Below are 16,098 nucleotides of genomic sequence, written 5' to 3'. Positions count from 1 at the left end.
GCATGGTTTGCATAATCATGCAGAATATCTTGTTATCTATCCCCACTATTATTATCGCCCTCTACCTCCCCGTTGAAGCACGCTATTTATGCTGAGGCATAGCATTAACACAATAATAACAATACGCTGTACTAAAATAACTTATTAAATTGATTTATATCGATATTTTATATTTTCATTCGCCTCGCTATTAAAGTGATAGGCAACACCAGAAAAATAAAACTGAAATTAGCGCTATACTTATCCTCGTTGAAGATTTGGGACGTAAACATCAAGAGGATATGAGATTATGAGTACTGCAAAACTGGTAAAAACAAAAGCATCAGCCCTCCTTTATACCCGTAACGATGTAACCGACAGCGATAAAAAAGCGACCGTTGAACTGCTGAATCAGCAGGTGATCCAATTCATTGACCTGTCATTGATCACCAAACAGGCACACTGGAATATGCGCGGCGCAAACTTCATTGCCGTACATGAAATGCTGGATGGTTTCCGGACAGCACTGACCGATCACCTCGATACCATGGCTGAGCGTGCCGTACAGTTAGGCGGTGTGGCACTGGGGACAACGCAGGTTATTAACAGCAAAACGCCACTGAAAAGCTACCCGCTGGATATCCATAACGTACAGGACCACTTAAAAGAGCTGGCCGAACGTTATGCCGTGGTTGCTAACAGCGTACGTAAAGCGATAAGTGAAGCAAAAGATGAGGATACAGCAGATATCTTCACTGCGGCCTCCCGTGACCTCGACAAATTCTTGTGGTTTATCGAAGCGAACATCGAATAACAGACATATAAGAAATACCTATATTACCCTCGCATTTGCGGGGGTTTTGCACTTCTATGGTGCACAACATTGATCATTCGTCACTCCAAAGTAAATTATTTGTAATAATCACCTCACACAATCGTTAACGAAAGATTGTTTTATCAACAATTTTTACGCTAAATAGTCATACCGTTTGCACCGCGCCCGTCATGCACCAAATGAGTGCCCTGAAACGGTGCAAACAGCCCGCTTTGCCCTACTTATTGTGCAACAAAATGAGACGCCCTCTTGTTAAAACAATGAGTTGCAAAATTGGCACGATTCTTTCATTAAGCCATATGTTCTCGCAGGGGATCGCCCCGTGGATATAAAAGGAAATCCTATGAAGTCTGTATTAAAAGTTTCACTGGCTGCACTTACCCTGGCTTTTGCGGTGTCCTCCCATGCCGCAGATAAGAAACTGGTTGTCGCAACCGACACCGCCTTTGTTCCCTTTGAATTCAAACAGGGTGACAAATACGTTGGTTTTGATGTGGATCTGTGGGCTGCCGTCGCCAAAGAACTAAAGCTGGATTATGAACTGAAACCAATGGATTTCAGCGGCATCATCCCGGCTCTGCAAACCAAAAACGTCGATTTGGCGCTGGCAGGTATCACTATTACCGAAGAGCGTAAAAAAGCCATCGACTTCTCTGACGGCTACTACAAAAGCGGCCTGTTAGTGATGGTCAAAGCGAACAATAACGATGTGAAAAGCGTAAAAGATCTGGACGGTAAAGTCGTCGCAGTGAAGGGCGGCACCGGTTCCGTTGATTACGCAAAAGCGAACATCAAAACTAAAGACCTGCGTCAGTTCCCGAACATTGATAACGCGTATATGGAACTGGGTACCAACCGCGCAGACGCCGTACTGCACGATACACCAAACATTCTGTATTTCATCAAGACTGCGGGCAACGGTCAGTTCAAAGCTGTAGGTGATTCCCTGGAAGCCCAGCAGTACGGTATCGCCTTCCCGAAAGGCAGCGATGAACTGCGTGAGAAAGTGAACGGCGCGCTGAAAACGCTGAAAGAGAACGGTACTTACAACGAAATCTACAAAAAATGGTTCGGTACTGAACCTAAATAATAATCTACAGCACAGGCCCGGTAGCGTGATGCTTGCCGGGTCTACGCCAGCATTTTTGAGACCTGTAGGCCGGATAAGTACATCCGGTAAAACGGGCAATTGACTCTTTTCACCACGGTAACAGGAACGACATATGCAGTTTGACTGGAGTGCCATCTGGCCCGCCATCCCGCTTTTGATAGAAGGCGCCAAAATGACCCTGTGGATTTCAATCCTCGGTCTGGCTGGCGGTCTGATTATCGGGCTTGCAGCAGGTTTTGCGCGTACTTTCGGCGGTTGGATAGCCAACCACGTAGCGCTGGTGTTTATCGAAGTCATCCGCGGTACGCCAATCGTTGTACAGGTGATGTTTATCTACTTCGCCCTGCCAATGGCGTTTAACGATTTGCGTATTGACCCCTTCAGCGCCGCTGTTGTCACCATCATGATTAACTCCGGCGCCTATATCGCAGAAATCACGCGTGGCGCGGTACTCTCAATCCACAAAGGATTCAGCGAGGCTGGCCTGGCGCTTGGACTTTCACGCACGGAGACCATCCGCCACGTAATTTTACCTCTCGCTCTGCGTCGTATGCTGCCACCGCTGGGCAACCAGTGGATCATCAGCATCAAAGATACCTCGCTGTTTATCGTCATTGGCGTCGCTGAACTGACGCGTCAGGGTCAGGAAATCATTGCTGGTAACTTCCGCGCCCTGGAAATCTGGAGCGCCGTTGCAGTGTTCTATCTGATCATTACGCTGGTGCTGAGCTTCATTCTGCGTCGTCTGGAAAGAAGGATGAAAATCCTGTGATTGAATTTAAAAACGTTTCTAAGCACTTTGGTCCAACCCAGGTGCTACACAACATCGATCTGAATATTAAACAAGGTGAAGTCGTGGTGATTATCGGGCCATCTGGCTCCGGTAAATCTACCCTGCTGCGCTGCATTAACAAGCTGGAAGAAATTACCTCCGGTGACCTGATTGTTGACGGCCTGAAAGTGAACGATCCGAAGGTAGACGAGCGGTTAATCCGCCAGGAAGCCGGGATGGTGTTTCAGCAATTCTACCTGTTCCCGCATCTGACGGCGCTGGAAAACGTCATGTTTGGGCCGCAGCGCGTACGCGGGGCAAATAAAGAACAGGCCGAGAAACTGGCGAAAGAACTGCTGGCGAAAGTGGGTCTGGCCGAGCGCGCCCATCACTACCCTTCTGAGCTGTCCGGCGGTCAACAACAGCGTGTGGCTATCGCCCGTGCGCTGGCGGTGAAGCCGAAAATGATGCTGTTTGATGAGCCAACCTCAGCGCTGGATCCGGAACTGCGCCACGAAGTTCTGAAAGTTATGCAGGATCTGGCGGAAGAAGGAATGACCATGGTGATTGTGACCCATGAAATCGGTTTTGCCGAAAAAGTGGCTTCACGCCTGATTTTTATCGATAAGGGACGTATTGCCGAGGACGGTAATCCGCAGGCCCTGATTGAAAATCCGCCCAGCCAACGCTTACAGGAATTCTTGCAGCACGTTTCCTGATAGCCCTGCCTCCCTTCGCCCGAAGGGAGGTTTTTCACCAGAATCCTCTCATTTCAATTCTCTCCCGCCCTGACATCTATACTTATCCTTTTGAATTTATTTTCTCATGGGAGGAGTGATGCGCGGGATCCTGTTCATCATTGTTTGTCTGTTGAGTCTTCCGACCCAGGCGGTGACGATTCCTGGCGTCACCACGCCAACGTCAACCAACGCGCAAACCACACCGGCGAAAGAGCCGGATATTGAACAGAAAAAGGCGGCTTACGGCGCCCTGGCCGATGTGCTGGAAAATGACGCCTCGCGTCAGGAGCTGATCGGCCAGTTACGCAAAGTGGCCACTGCCCCTCCTGCCGAGCCGGTGCCGACCATTGTCCCGCCCACGTTAACGGAAGAAAAAACGGTACTGGAAAACGTCACGGATGTCACCCGCCACTACGGTGAAGCCCTCTCCAGCCGCTTTGCCCAGCTTTATCGCAATATTACCGATGCCCCGCATAAGATCTTTAACCCGCAAACATTCACCAATGCCCTGACGCATTTTTTAATGCTGGCGGTGTCAGTGTTCGGTTTTTTCTGGCTGGTTCGCCTGTGCGCGCTGCCGCTGTATCGCAAAATGGGACAATGGGCACGACGCAAAAACCGTGAGCGCAGCAACTGGCTCCAGCTTCCGGCGATGATCGTTGGCGCATTCGTTATCGATTTGCTTCTACTGGCGCTCACCTTGTTTGTCGGGCAGATACTGAGCGACAAAATGAACGCCGGCAGTCGCACCATCGCCTTTCAGCAAAGCCTGTTTCTCAATGCCTTCGCCCTGATTGAATTCTTCAAGGCCATTTTGCGCCTGATATTTTGCCCGGCGGTGACCGAGCTGCGCCCGTTTAACATTCAGGATGCAGGCGCACGCTACTGGAATCGCCGTTTGAGTTCATTGAGCAGCCTGATTGGCTACGGGCTTATCGTTGCCGTACCCATTATTTCGAATCAGGTTAATGTGCAGGTCGGCGCGATGGCAAACGTCATCATCATGCTGTGCATCACGCTGTGGGCGCTGTACCTGATTTTCAGAAACAAGAATGAGATTACCCAGCACTTACAGAATCTTGCCGCACGCTCTTTAGCTTTCTTTAGCCTGTTTATCCGTGCTTTTGCGCTGATATGGCATTGGCTGGCCAGCGCCTACTTCATTGTGCTGTTTTTCTTCTCGCTGTTTGATCCAGGCAACAGCCTGAAATTCATGATGGGCGCCACGCTGCGCAGCCTGGTGATCATCGGGATAGCCGCCTTTGTATCCGGCATGTTATCCCGCTGGATTGCCAAAACCATTACCCTGTCGCCGCACACGCAGCGCAGCTATCCGGAATTACAAAAGCGGCTAAATGGCTGGCTGTCAACGGCGTTAAGCGTGGCCAGGATCCTGACAGTGTGCGTCGCGGTCATGCTGCTACTCAACGCCTGGGGACTGTTCGACTTCTGGAACTGGCTGCATTACGGCGCAGGCGAAAAAACGGTGGATATCCTGATCCGTATCGCGCTGATTTTATTCTTCTCCGCCATCGGCTGGACGATCCTCGCCAGCCTGATTGAAAATCGTCTGGCTTCCGATATTCATGGTCGCCCGTTACCCAGCGCGCGTACTCGCACCCTGCTGACGCTGTTTCGCAACGCACTGGCGGTGATCATCAGCACGATCACTATCATGATTGTGCTGTCCGAAATTGGCGTCAATATCGCCCCTTTACTGGCTGGTGCCGGGGCGCTGGGGCTGGCTATCTCTTTCGGCTCACAAACGCTGGTAAAAGATATTATTACCGGGATCTTTATTCAGTTCGAGAATGGCATGAACACCGGCGATCTGGTGACCATCGGTCCACTCACCGGTACGGTAGAACGGATGTCCATCCGCTCAGTGGGCGTGCGTCAGGACACCGGGGCGTACCATATCATCCCGTGGTCATCGATAACGACCTTCGCCAATTTTGTGCGTGGCATTGGATCGGTCGTCGCCAATTACGATGTAGACCGCCATGAGGATGCGGATAAAGCGAATCAGGCATTGAAAGACGCGGTTGCTGCGGTGATGGAAAAAGAAGATATCCGCGGGCTTATCATTGGCGAGCCGTCGTTTGCCGGGATTGTGGGGTTAACCAATACGGCCTTCACGCTGCGGGTTTCGTTTACCACCTTGCCGCTGAAGCAGTGGACGGTACGTTTTGCGCTCGACAGCCAGGTGAAAAAATACTTCGATCTGGCCAACGTACGCGCGCCGGTACAGACGTATCAGGTCTTGCCTGCACCGGTGCATGGCCCAACCCCTGCGGCAAGCGAACCGCTGCCGCCAGCCGAGCCCACGCTTTAGCGTTGACGCGCCATAAAACGACGACGCTGATCGTTATCCATAAAGGTCCAGGCAATAAAGCGACTCTGCTTTTGCCCCTGGGCCATCTCTTTTTTAACCACTTTCACCGCGCACGCATCCGTTAATGCGTGGTACAGCGGAGGCAAATTCTCGCCGCGCGAAACCAGCGTGGTGAACCACATTACCTGGCGACCAAAGGCCTGGCTTTCGGCGATCATTTTTTTGATGAACGCCACTTCCCCCCCTTCACACCACAGCTCCTGCTGCTGCCCGCCAAAGTTCAGCGCATCATCTTTGTCCTGGCCCAGATTGCGGCGTTTGCGCTCGCTTCCTGCGCGGGCTGAGGCCGCAGAATCATGGAATGGCGGGTTACACAATGTGGCTTCATACTGCTCATTTTTGTGAATGATACCGTTGAAGATTGCCGAAGCATCTTTCTGACGACGCAGACGAATAGCACGGGTTAACCCCGGATTGCCGTTTATGATCGCCTGAGCACTGGTAAACGCTTCGCTACTGCTCTCACTGCCCGTGAATCGCCAGCCGTATTCATGCACGCCGATCAGCGGATAAATACAGTTTGCCCCTACGCCTATATCCAGGATGCTCGCATTTGCAGGGATGGTTCCGGTGGTTTCACCCAACAGGTCGGCCAGATGGTGAATGTAGTCCGCACGACCCGGAACCGGTGGGCAAAGAAAACCTTCCGGGATATCCCAGTTTGCCACCGCATAATAATGCGCCAGCAGTGCTTTATTGAGCGCCTTAACTGCCTGCGGATTGGCGAAATCAACACTCTGCTCGCCGCCGGGCGTGAGGGTGAGAAATTGCGTCAGCTCGGGGGTAACCTGGCATAACGTCGCAAGATCATAACGGCCATTGTGGCGGTTGCGTGGATGTAATCCCGGTTTCTGGGGGGGCATAGCATTCTCCTTTTAACAGCGGCGTAAGATACCCGCATAACGCCACGGGGTAAACATACACAGCAGGGAAATTTCATTTTTTATACGAATTGCATCGTTCAAAAAATAGCCTGTTGTTGGTCGATTTTTTGCGGCAAATGCCCTGCAATGACGACCTAAACTTATCAGGCACGATCTGTTGTTTCTCAGAGGATATCATCATGAAGAAATGCCTCACATTCCTTGCCGCTACCATACTTACCGGCATGACATTTGCGACTTTTGCTGCCCAGCCCAATGCCAGTCCTGCCAACGGTCCACTACAAGCCTCCGGTACGATTTCCGTGAGCGGAGCATCAAGCCTGGATGACCTCGAAGGTAAGCTGGCAGAAAAAGCCAAAGAGCAAGGCGCGAAAGGTTTTGTGGTTAATTCCGCTGGCGGTAAAAATCAGATGTACGGTACAGCAACTATTTATAAGTAACTCTCACTCAGCTCAACTGCATTCGCCCTGAATGCAGTTTGCTGTCCTTTCTTTCTGAAATCCCCTGCATGAACTGTAACCGCCATGTTGGAATTTTGAATTCAATGTAAATAAATGTATTTATTTTTGAAGTAATGAATGCTAAAACGTCACACTTATTGATAATGCTTATCAAAATTATTATCAATTACGCATTTCATTCAGGCGAGGCCTGCAGGGTATAACGTCCACAGAGATGTCCCTTCGTTTGAGTGAAACCTTCTACTCAAAAATAATAAGTCATTCATTAACATGGATAAAAATCGCAACTTGCCGTCCAGTAGTTTTCATTCACTGACTTTTTTTGCCGGTCTGTGCATTGGCCTGTCTCCGGCAGCCCAGGCTGTAGCCGCAGGCGATCAGGATAAAAAACAAGAAGATACGTTGGTCGTTGAAGCGGCCAAACCTTCGCTGTACGCCCCAACACAGTCTGCCGACCCTAAATTCTCCCGCCCGGTGGCGGATACCACTCGCACCATGACGGTCATTTCTGAGCAGGTTATTAAGGATCAGGGAGCAACCAATCTTACTGATGCGTTGAAAAACGTGCCGGGTGTTGGCGCATTTTTTGCGGGTGAAAATGGTAACTCCACCACCGGCGATGCGGTGTATATGCGAGGTGCTGACACCTCAAACAGCATTTATATCGACGGTATTCGTGATATTGGTAGCGTCACGCGTGACACCTTCAATACGGAACAGGTTGAAGTGATTAAAGGCCCTTCCGGCACTGACTATGGTCGCAGTGCCCCCACTGGCTCTATCAATATGATCAGCAAACAGCCGCGTACCGACTCAGGAATCGATGCGTCGGCCAGCGTCGGTAGCGCCTGGTTCCGCCGTGGTACGCTGGACATTAACCAGGTTATCGGCGAGACCACCGCCGCACGTTTAAACCTGATGGGTGAAAAAACGCATGATGCCGGTCGCGATAATGTTAAGAATGAACGTTATGGTGTAGCCCCCTCTCTCGCTTTTGGCTTAGGCACCGAGAACCGACTGTATCTGAACTATCTGCACGTTACTCAACACAACACACCGGATGGCGGCATCCCTACCATCGGCCTGCCGGGATATTCCGCACCTTCTGCGGGGACTTCTGCACTGAATCATTCAGGAAAAGTGGATACACATAATTTCTACGGTACCAACTCGGATTACGACGATTCGACGACCGATACCGCGACGATGCGTTTTGAACATGACCTGAATGACAGCACCACTATTCGCAACACCACCCGCTGGTCGCGCATTAAACAGGATTATTTGATGACGGCGGTAATGGGCGGCGCGTCTAACATCACCCACCCCACCAGCAGCGTCGACACCTGGACCTGGTCACGCCTGGCAAATACCAAAGATGTCAGCAATAAAATCCTGACCAACCAGACCAACCTGACCTCAAAGTTTTACACGGGATCCATCGGTCACGACATCAGCACCGGCGTGGAGTTGACGCGCGAAACACAAACCAACTATGGCGTAGTCCCGATCACCCCGCCGCCGGTCAATATTTACTCACCGAACAGCAACGTGAACATTGGTGGATTATCCCGTAATGGCGCCAACGCCAACGGCCAGACCGATACCTTCGGTATTTACGCCTTCGATACTCTGCAAATTACGCGTGATATTGAATTGAACGGTGGTATTCGTCTGGATAATTATCGTACCGAGTATGACAGCGCCACCGCGTGCGGTGCTTCTGGCCGTGGTGCAGTTGCATGTCCGACAGGCGTCGCCAAAGGTTCTCCGGTTACGACCGTGGATACTGCCAAATCAGGCAATCTGGTGAACTGGAAAGCGGGCGCGCTGTATCACCTGACCGATAACGGCAATGTCTACATTAACTATGCCGTTTCTCAGCAACCGCCGGGCGGCAGTAACTTTGCCCTTGCACAGGGCGGAAGCGGTAACAGCGCCAACCGGACCGATTTTAAACCGCAGAAAGCGAAAACCAGCGAGATCGGCACCAAATGGGAGGTGCTGGATAAGCGCCTGCTGTTAACCGCCGCGATTTTCCGTACGGATATTGAAAATGAAGTAGAGCAGAACGACGACGGAACATATTCCCAGTACGGGGAGAAACGCGTTGAAGGCTACGAACTCTCTGTAGCTGGCAACATCACTCCCGCATGGCAGGTTATTGGGGGATACACCCAGCAACGCGCCACGATCCACAGCGGCAAAAACGTTGCTCAGGATGGTTCTTCTTCCCTGCCCTATACGCCGGAACATGCCTTCACGCTGTGGAGCCAGTATCAGGCTACCGATGATATTTCCGTTGGCGCGGGCGCACGTTACGTGGGCAGTATGCATCGCGGCTCGGACGGCGCCGTGGGTACGCCATCTTATACTGAAGGCTACTGGGTTGCGGATGCCAAGTTAGGCTATCGCGTAAACCGCAATCTCGATTTCCAGCTGAACGTCTATAACCTGTTCGACACCGATTATGTATCCTCCATTAACAAGAGTGGATACCGTTACCATCCGGGCGAGCCAAGAACCTTCCTGCTCACCGCCAATATGCATTTCTGATCCATCTCGTGGGGCGTAAGCCCCACTTTCAGGAGAAACACTGATGATGTACCACATTCCCGGCGTTCTGTCGGCGCAGGATGTCGCCTGGTTTCGCGAACAACTGGACGCTGCCGACTGGGTTGATGGCCGCGCAACCACCGGCACTCAGGGCGCGCAGGTAAAAAACAACCAGCAGGTAGATACGCAAAGCGAGCGTTACGGCATTTTGCAACAGGCGGTACAAACCGCGGTGAATAACAGCCCGCTTTTCTTCGCCGCAGCATTACCGAAAACGCTCTCCACACCGCTGTTTAATCGCTACCAGAACAACGAAACCTACGGTTTTCACGTTGATGGCGCGGTGCGTAGTCACCCGGAAAACGGCTGGATGCGCACAGACCTTTCCGCCACCTTATTCCTCAGTAATCCCGACGATTATGCGGGAGGAGAGCTGCTGGTCAATGACACCTACGGCCAGCATGCGGTGAAACTTCCGGCAGGCGATCTGGTGCTTTACCCTTCCAGCAGCCTACATTGCGTTACGCCGGTAACCCGTGGGGTTCGTGTGGCATCGTTTATGTGGATCCAGTCGATGATCCGTGATGACAAAAATCGCGCCATGCTTTTTGAACTGGATAAAAACATTCAGTCCCTGAAGGCACGTCATGGGGAAAATAGCGAGATCCTGTCATTACTCAATCTCTACCATAACCTGCTGCGCGAATGGTCTGAAATCTGATACCGCTGATGCGTGGTCGTTTTTCGCCCATCACATTCGCTATACTTATTCTGTAGACATCAACAGGAGGTACATATGGCATCCGGATGGGCAAATGACGACGCTGTTAACGAACAGATCAACAATACGATTGAAGATGCTGTTGCCCGTGCCCGCGGTGAGTTACCGACGGGGGAAAGTCTGCATGAATGTGAAGAATGTGGCAATCCTATCCCGCAGGCGCGCCGTGAAGCGGTACCTGGCGTGCGTTTGTGCATCTCCTGCCAACAGGATAAAGATTCACATAACTCTGCATTTTCAGGATATAATCGCAGAGGTTCGAAAGACAGCCAGCTACGTTGACTCATCTTTACCAAAAGTTTCAGCGCATACGATTTCCTTTACGAGCACGCTTTTTCACTCGCGGTGTAGCAAAATGTGCCGTTGTCACTTTCTCTGTAAAGCGCTATGACAAGAACTGTAAATCCCTCTTCTGAATTTATTAATATTCAATAAGTTATTTGTCATTCAATTTTTTTGATTGATGTCGTCAATTCTATTCGATTTTCTCTCACCGAAAAAAACGTGATACTTCTCACATCGACAGAACAACGTCTGCTGAACAGAACATCGACTAACCGAATAAACCTGCGAGAGAAAAATCATGAAAAACATTAAATTTGCTGTTGCTGCTATCGCCCTGTCTACCCTGTCATTTGGTGTTTTCGCTGCTGAGCCGGTTACCTCCACTCAGGCGCAAAGCATGAATAAAATGGGTGTGGTATCTGCTGATGGCGCCACCACGCTGGACGGCCTGGAAGCAAAACTGGCTGAAAAAGCAGCTGCTGCTGGTGCAAGTGGTTACAGCATCACCTCCGCTGTCGGCAACGACAAAATGAGCGGCACCGCGGTTATCTACAAATAACCAACAGAATTCCTGTACGACCCAATGCTCCAACCCTCATTGACCCTGTTTGTTACCCTTTGTTTGCCCGTCCGCCACTGGACGGGCTTTTTTTTATCTAACGTTCAAGCCGTTGGCGAAACGCCTGCAATACCGCATCCGGCATACCGATTTGCTGTGCCGCCTCACATATCGCTTGCCAACTTCCGGCATCAAGCGGGATACCCTGCGCCAGCCGCTCTTCACGGGTATTCACTTCCCACTCACCCGGTAACAGGATAGGCGTATCCTCAGCATGCGGTGACGCTTTGACCCATTCAGCAAATGCCGAAACCTGATTGTCACAGTCCGGGGCACCGAATAGTGTTGGGTTAATGATGATCGTGGTCATGCAGTTAATAATGGCGTCTGCGCTGTTCTGCAAACTGGCTTCGTGGGTCGTTTTACCGCCAGAAAGCGCACCGCCCATGATTTCACACATTGCCGCCAGCGCGTAGCCTTTATGCTGGGCAAAGGTGAGCAGCGAGCCCAATGGCGATTCCTGCATAACGGCAGGATCGGTAGTAGGAGCCCCCTGAGCATCAATCAGACAGCCCGGCGCAACCGGCTCACCTTTGTGCCACGCCACGCGCGTTTTGCCAAAAGCGATGGCGCTGGTCGCATAGTCCAGCAGCAACGGGAAATCATTTTTACGTGGAAACACAACGCAGAAAGGGTTGGTGCCAAAACGGCTATCACGACCATGGAACGGGGCAACCATCGGGATCCCCACCACATTCACAAAGTGTATAGAGACAAAGCCCGCCGCCGCACACTGCTCCGCCCAGTAGCCAATGCGCCCAATGTGGTGAGAATTATGCAGTGCTACCGCAGCAATTCCATACTGCTGTGCTTTCTCAATCCCCAGCGCGATAGCTTCATGCGCGGCTACCTGACCAAATGCGCAATCCCCATCCAGCGTAACCACTGCACCCGCATCTTTGACCACTTTGGCATGACGATTGATCTGCAGATGTCCCTGCGAGAATGAGCGAATGTAGCTTGGGATCATCCCGATACCGTGTGAATCATGCCCGGCGAGGTTTGAGGCTATCAGATGATCGGCCACCAACTGCGCCTCCTGCTCGTCACTCCCCATCTGTCGGAAAACGGCCTGAATAAACGCATGTAGCGTTGGCGCGTGAAAGCGATGTCCACTGTCCATTGTTATCTCCTGTTGTGTTGCGTGTTTGTTGTGTTTCTTATTTTTCAACAAACTATGCTGCGCTACGGTCGCCAGGAGGTCAATAATCGTGCAGAAATTTCACGTTGCAGAGGGTGCAGGACAGGAACGACTGACGGGCCAGATGACAGGCCCGTCGGGATGAAGAAAGGGTCAGAAGCTTTGATCGACGCGAGCAAGCCCGTCTGCCAGCGTGGCGGATTCACCGGTTGCTACCAGACAGCAGGCCATCTGAATTTTCAATGAGGCCGGTATCGGCTCGCTTCCGGCCAGACAGCGTTCTATCCAGCGGGCAGTGGTTTCCGGATCTTTTGCTACCGGCAGTGGGACTGGCTCGTCAGGCATCTCACTCTGGCGGTCCTGTAGCACGCGCACTCCCGTCGGGTCTATCAGGCTTATCTGCGGACAGCGCTGCGGGTTGGCGTACACCTCGCCTTCGGTACCGTGCATCAGCAGACCACGGCCGCCGATGTCGCCAAAAAATTTCGCCACTCGCGAGACATATTCAGGATGAGAAACACTGGCAAGACGCAGCGCGGCATCTTCTGCAAACGGCGTGGCCAACTTCGCCAGCGTATGTGCACTGTTGCGCACCCCCATTCTCCAGCGCATCGCCAGTTGCTTATCCAGAGGCGGACACAGCGCGCGCACCGGAATAAATACCGGTTCATGACCATCCAGTTTTGCCTGTGCCTGGCCGGCATGCAGCGTGGGCATGATCCCCATCAGCTCAAAAATAGTTTCTGTCAGCACGCGGGTAGGATCCTCGCTGACGCCGTGCACCACCACCGGGAAGCCCAGCTTATGCAATAAGATAGCCAGCAGCGGCGTCAGATTGGCCTGCTTGCGCGCGCCATTGTAGCTGGGAATGACAATGGGCATGGGTTTGGCAACCGGCGGCGTCAGGCGAATGGTGTGGTTTTGCATCGCTTCGTAAAAGCCCAGCATTTCCGCTTCGCCTTCGCCTTTAATGCGCAACGCAATCAGCACGCCGCCCATTTCAAGATCCGGTACATCGCCATTCAGCATATGGGTATACAGTCCGCGAGCAGTATCCTGGTCCAGGTCACGCGCGTGATTTTTACCTCGCCCAATCTCTTTGATGATTTTGCGGTAATCCATCGATAACTCCTTTCCTGTTGCTCGCATCGTTAACGCCGACGGCGGCGCGTGGGTTTCGCTTTTTCTTTTGGTTTTACTATAACGTCTGGCACAGCAGGCTGCTCTATCGGAAAAATGGGTAACGCATTCAGTAAACGCTTGCCATAGTTTTTGGTCAACAACCGCTTATCGTAGATCACAACTTCACCCCAGCAGCCATGGCTACGAATGAGTCGCCCCACCTGCTGGATCAAATTGAACGACGCTGCTGGTAAGCTTTGCACCTCAAAAGGGTAGCGGTTCAGGCTTTTCAGCCACTCGCCCTCAGTGACCACTACCGGACTATCGATGGGCGGAAACGCGATTTTGTGAATATGTACCTGGGTCAGCAATTCGCCTTTCAAATCAAGACCTTCGGCAAAAGATTGCAGTCCAACCAGTACACTGCGTTCACCGTTTTCCACCCGCTTTCGGTGTAACTCCACCAGACGATAGCGCGGCTGGTCGCCCTGTACCAGCAGCAGCAAGCGCAGATCGGTAACGTGCTCAAGAAAACGCTGCATCGCCCGTCCGCTGGCAAAAAGCACCAACATGCCCTGATGCTTTTTACTTTCCAGTTGCTCGCGGAAATAGGCGGCCATTTCCGCGATATGCTGCTCTTCGTTATCAATTAACGGTTCGTAGCGCATCTGCGGAATGACGATTTTGCCCTGTTCAACGTGGTTAAACGGTGAGTCCAGTGCAACAAAGCGATCTCCCGCTTTTTCTTTCAGACCGCTCATCTCCTGCAGACGCGAGAAGCTATTGAGAGAACGCAGCGTGGCAGAGGTGACAATAATATGCGGTACGCTACGCCACAGCAGTCTTTCGAGCTGATCGCTCACGCGGATCCCCACGCAGTGAAACCAGACGTGGATCTGTCCGTCACGCACCTCGCGCGTCGCCCATTTACTCACCGGCGCGCCTGACGACTGTGCCAGCGACGCCAGACGCCACAATTTGCTTTGCGCCTCGAACATGCCCAATGCCCGGTTCATCTGCAAAATAACCCGATGCAGACGCACAATATCGTGGGTACCGGTTTTTTCACTGAGATCGTTGAGGAACAGTTCTGCCAGGCCGCGCAGCATTTCCGTCAGTTTCGCCAGCCGCTGGCAGATCTCCATCACTTCACCAGGCAGTTCTCCCATTGCAAAGCGGTGTTCCGCTTCCTGGGTAGCGGGCATATAGAGATTGAGGATGTTATTAAGTGAAGCAATCAGTTCATACAGCTCTTCACAGTGACCGTTCAACCGCTCGGCATTCGCCAGCGGCGGCGTGGTTTTCGGGCGGAACTGCTCCATGCAGGTCGCCACTAATTTGCAGAACAGATCCAACTGAAGTCGATACCATGGGGCACTGATTTCTGCACTCATCTCCAGCGCATCGCGGGCGACGTCCGGCAAATGATGTCCTTCATCAAGGACTAACAGCAGGTTTTTCGGCTCCGGCAAAACGGCTTCGCTTTCCATTGCCGCCATCACCAGCGCGTGGTTGGCTACCACCACTTCGGCTTCCTGAATCTCGCGGCGGGCGACAAAAAAAGGGCATTCACGATAGTAGTGACAGTTGCGATTCAGACAGCTGGCTTTATCGGTGCTCAGACGCTGCCAGAGTCCGTCGTCAATAGCGATATCGGTGTGATCGCGCAGTCCGTCCCATTTATAGCTGTCGAGATCGCCTTTCAACCTGGCGCAGCGCTTTTGTTCTTCCTGATTATTTGGCGTCAGGTCATCGTCGAGAAAGGCCAGCAGATCCTGTTGATTGGGTTCGGTACTGGCCAGCGCGGCCAAATTGCGCGGGCAGACATAACGACCACGACCAAAAGCAGCGGTAAAACGCAGATCGGGGATGATTTTACGCAGCAACGGCAGGTCTTTGCTGTAGATCTGATCCTGCAACGCAACGTTAGCGGTACTGACCACCAGCGTTTTCTGTTCTTCACGCGCGATGGCAATACCGGGAATCAGATACGACAGGGTTTTCCCCACTCCTGTCGGCGCTTCAATCGCCAGATGCCGCCCTTCTTCACCTGCCAGCGTTTTCGCGACGTCAGCAATCATCTGTCGCTGCGGTGCTCGGGGAATAAAGTCAGGGATCTGTTCCTGAAGCGCCTTATACCAGGCGGCGATTTGCGCTTTTAACGCAGCCGTAAGTGCCATGAGAAAACCTGAAATACTGTATAAACAGCCACTATTGTGGCACTTTCTGGGACGTGTCGCAAAAAGAAAAGCCCGACCTTTCGGCCGGGCTCGCAATTACTGCGCTGAGGACGGTTTGCGCGGACGGCGCGGCGGACGAGGCTTATCGCCTGCCGGTTTGCCTTCGCCATTACGCGGCTTCGCTTTTGGCGCACCGCCATCCTGACGACGCGGCTGCTGGCCACGCCCTGCTCCGCC

Annotated in this window: 14 protein-coding genes and 1 pseudogene; 10 read left to right on the top strand and 5 right to left on the bottom strand. The window is 52.2% G+C overall.

Annotated features, from left to right (window positions below; translation table 11 throughout):
- Nucleotides 1-289 precede the first annotated feature (289 nt).
- From dps to ybiO, 5 genes are all read left to right on the top strand, one after another.
- Complete coding sequence (gene dps, locus FDX24_RS02205) at nucleotides 290-793, top strand: DNA starvation/stationary phase protection protein Dps (RefSeq protein WP_005123679.1); 504 nt, start codon at nucleotides 290-292, stop codon at nucleotides 791-793.
- A gap of 364 nt (nucleotides 794-1,157) precedes the next feature.
- Nucleotides 1,158-1,904 carry a glutamine ABC transporter substrate-binding protein GlnH gene (gene glnH / locus FDX24_RS02200; protein WP_048212192.1) on the top strand — a complete coding sequence of 249 codons (747 nt, stop codon included), beginning with the start codon at nucleotides 1,158-1,160 and terminating at the stop codon, nucleotides 1,902-1,904.
- Between the two features lie 133 nt (nucleotides 1,905-2,037).
- Nucleotides 2,038-2,697 carry a glutamine ABC transporter permease GlnP gene (glnP, locus tag FDX24_RS02195; protein ID WP_005123684.1) on the top strand — a complete coding sequence of 220 codons (660 nt, stop codon included), beginning with the start codon at nucleotides 2,038-2,040 and terminating at the stop codon, nucleotides 2,695-2,697.
- Nucleotides 2,694-3,416, top strand: a complete 723-nt coding sequence (glnQ, locus tag FDX24_RS02190) for a glutamine ABC transporter ATP-binding protein GlnQ (RefSeq protein WP_042309588.1) — start codon at nucleotides 2,694-2,696, stop codon at nucleotides 3,414-3,416. The genes glnP and glnQ overlap by 4 nt, the downstream gene beginning before the upstream one ends.
- A gap of 118 nt (nucleotides 3,417-3,534) precedes the next feature.
- On the top strand, nucleotides 3,535-5,772 hold the full coding sequence (gene ybiO / locus FDX24_RS02185; protein WP_048212193.1) for a mechanosensitive channel protein: 2,238 nt from the start codon (nucleotides 3,535-3,537) through the stop codon (nucleotides 5,770-5,772).
- Here the strand turns inward: ybiO and rlmF are convergent.
- Entirely contained in the window at nucleotides 5,769-6,695 is a 927-nt protein-coding gene (gene rlmF / locus FDX24_RS02180; RefSeq protein ID WP_137363760.1) for a 23S rRNA (adenine(1618)-N(6))-methyltransferase RlmF, read from the bottom strand. The two genes, ybiO and rlmF, sit on opposite strands and share 4 nt — an antisense overlap.
- 200 nt (nucleotides 6,696-6,895) lie before the next feature.
- Here rlmF and mcbA point away from each other — a divergent pair, with 200 nt between their 5' ends.
- The 5 genes from mcbA (at nucleotide 6,896) to ybiJ (ending at nucleotide 11,358) form a co-directional block, all read left to right on the top strand.
- On the top strand, nucleotides 6,896-7,156 hold the full coding sequence (gene mcbA / locus FDX24_RS02175) for a DUF1471 family periplasmic protein McbA (RefSeq protein ID WP_048212195.1): 261 nt from the start codon (nucleotides 6,896-6,898) through the stop codon (nucleotides 7,154-7,156).
- Nucleotides 7,157-7,447: 291 nt separating this feature from the next.
- Nucleotides 7,448-9,733: a catecholate siderophore receptor Fiu gene (locus FDX24_RS02170; RefSeq protein WP_137363759.1), complete on the top strand. Its 2,286-nt coding sequence runs from the start codon at nucleotides 7,448-7,450 to the stop codon at nucleotides 9,731-9,733.
- A gap of 43 nt (nucleotides 9,734-9,776) precedes the next feature.
- The gene (gene ybiX / locus FDX24_RS02165) at nucleotides 9,777-10,454 is read left to right on the top strand and encodes a PKHD-type hydroxylase YbiX (RefSeq protein WP_137363758.1); all 678 of its coding nucleotides are present in this window, start codon (nucleotides 9,777-9,779) and stop codon (nucleotides 10,452-10,454) included.
- Between the two features lie 75 nt (nucleotides 10,455-10,529).
- Nucleotides 10,530-10,796, top strand: coding sequence for a DksA/TraR family C4-type zinc finger protein (locus tag FDX24_RS02160; protein WP_048212198.1), 267 nt, complete (start codon nucleotides 10,530-10,532; stop codon nucleotides 10,794-10,796).
- 301 nt (nucleotides 10,797-11,097) lie between these two features.
- Nucleotides 11,098-11,358, top strand: coding sequence for a DUF1471 family protein YbiJ (gene ybiJ / locus FDX24_RS02155; RefSeq protein ID WP_048212199.1), 261 nt, complete (start codon nucleotides 11,098-11,100; stop codon nucleotides 11,356-11,358).
- A 97-nt stretch (nucleotides 11,359-11,455) separates the two neighbouring features.
- On the opposite strand, the gene FDX24_RS02150 is transcribed toward ybiJ, so the two are convergent.
- The 4 genes and pseudogenes from FDX24_RS02150 to FDX24_RS23785 all read right to left on the bottom strand — a co-directional run.
- The gene (locus tag FDX24_RS02150; RefSeq protein WP_061067581.1) at nucleotides 11,456-12,541 is read right to left on the bottom strand and encodes a malate/lactate/ureidoglycolate dehydrogenase; all 1,086 of its coding nucleotides are present in this window, start codon (nucleotides 12,539-12,541) and stop codon (nucleotides 11,456-11,458) included.
- A 171-nt stretch (nucleotides 12,542-12,712) separates the two neighbouring features.
- Nucleotides 12,713-13,681 carry a DNA-binding protein YbiB gene (gene ybiB / locus FDX24_RS02145; protein WP_048212201.1) on the bottom strand — a complete coding sequence of 323 codons (969 nt, stop codon included), beginning with the start codon at nucleotides 13,679-13,681 and terminating at the stop codon, nucleotides 12,713-12,715.
- 29 nt (nucleotides 13,682-13,710) lie between these two features.
- Nucleotides 13,711-15,861 (bottom strand): ATP-dependent DNA helicase DinG, encoded by a 2,151-nt coding sequence (gene dinG / locus FDX24_RS02140; RefSeq protein ID WP_048212202.1) that lies wholly within the window; start codon nucleotides 15,859-15,861, stop codon nucleotides 13,711-13,713.
- A 96-nt stretch (nucleotides 15,862-15,957) separates the two neighbouring features.
- Nucleotides 15,958-16,098, bottom strand: a pseudogene (locus FDX24_RS23785) (ATP-dependent RNA helicase RhlE); the annotation flags it as partial.

It is taken from the genome of Citrobacter sp. wls716 (assembly GCF_005280975.1).
Lineage (GTDB): Bacteria > Pseudomonadota > Gammaproteobacteria > Enterobacterales > Enterobacteriaceae > Citrobacter > Citrobacter youngae.
Note: the sequence above shows the minus strand (reverse complement) of the source record. Positions and strands in the feature narration are given on the sequence as shown.